This is a genomic window from Streptomyces sp. NPDC007162 (assembly GCF_040634175.1).
Taxonomy (GTDB): Bacteria; Actinomycetota; Actinomycetes; order Streptomycetales; family Streptomycetaceae; genus Streptomyces.
Genome location: NZ_JBEYFC010001021.1, coordinates 1 through 1,287 on the forward strand (window position 1 = coordinate 1; position 1,287 = coordinate 1,287).

A 1,287-nucleotide genomic window follows, 5' to 3' on the forward strand; every position below is an offset into this window, starting at 1 on the left:
AGCGCCTGACGAATCACCCGCTGCTGAGACGGACCGTTCGGAGCCGTCAGACCATTCGACGCACCATCCTGATTCACCGCACTCGACCGCATCACGGCAAGCACCTCGTGACCGTTACGGCGAGCGTCGGACAGCCGCTCCAACACCACCACACCGACGCCCTCGGACCAACCCGTCCCGTCAGCACTGTCGGCGAACGACCGGCACCGGCCGTCTTCCGCGAGCCCGTTCTGTGCCGTGAACTCCAGGAACATCTCGGGCGTTGCCATCACGGTGACGCCGCCGGCCAGCGCGAGGTTGCACTCCCCCGTGCGGAGAGCCTGCGCGGCGAGGTGCATGGCCACCAGCGACGACGAACACGCCGTGTCCACGCTGACCGCGGGACCTTCCAGCCCCAGGGCGTACGCCACCCGGCCGGAGATGACGCTGCCGGCGCCGCCGGTCAGCAGGTGTCCCTGTAGTTGCTCACGGGAGACGAGGTCGCCGTAGCCGGATCCGTAGGCGCCGGCGAAGACGCCCGTCGGGGTGCCCGCCAGCGTTCCGGGATCGATTCCCGCCTGTTCCAGCGCCTCCCACGACACTTCCAGCAGCAACCGCTGCTGCGGATCAGTGGCCAGCGCCTCGCGCGGCGAGATGCGGAAGAACGCCGCGTCGAAGCCGTCGACGTCGGCTATAAAACCGCCGCGGCTCGTGGCGGAGACTTCCTGCAACCGGTCCAGGTCCCAGCCACGATCGGTGGGGAAGGGCCCCGTCGCGTCGGCTTCCTCGGCGACCAGGCGCCACAGCCCGTCCGGGTCGGACACGCCGCCGGGGAAGCGGCAGGCCATGCCGACCAGGACGATCGGATCGCCGGTGACGTCGGCCGCGGCCTGCGGCGTGGCCGGCTCGGCCCGGCCGGCGAGATGCTCCGCGAGCCGGGTGACCGTCGGGTAGTCGAACACCGCGCTGCCGGCCAGCTCGATGCCGGTTCGGCTCTGCAACAGGTTCCTCAGCTCGACCCCTGTCAAGGAGTCGAAACCGAGCTCTCGGAACGTGCGGTGGGTGTCGAGCGCGGTGTCAGGGTGGTGGCCCAGGACAACGGCCGCGGACTCCCGGACAACGTCACGCAGGGATCGCCCGCTCTCCACCTGAAGCCGGCGGGCAAGCTTCGGCGTGGGCGACACGCGCTCGACGCCGGGCCAGTAGCGTTGCCGCTGGAAGGCGTAGGTCGGCAGCTTGACCCGCTGCGCGTCCAGGCCCTCGAACACCGGCGCCCAGTCCACGGCGACGCCGTTCGCCCAGAGGTGC

The 1,287-nt window shown here is 70.6% G+C and carries 1 protein-coding gene; it reads right to left on the reverse strand.

Annotated elements, in window-relative coordinates; translation table 11 throughout:
* Nucleotides 1-1,287 (reverse strand): type I polyketide synthase (locus ABZ646_RS46815; RefSeq protein ID WP_360533951.1); only part of this gene is annotated, 1,287 nt, incomplete at both ends.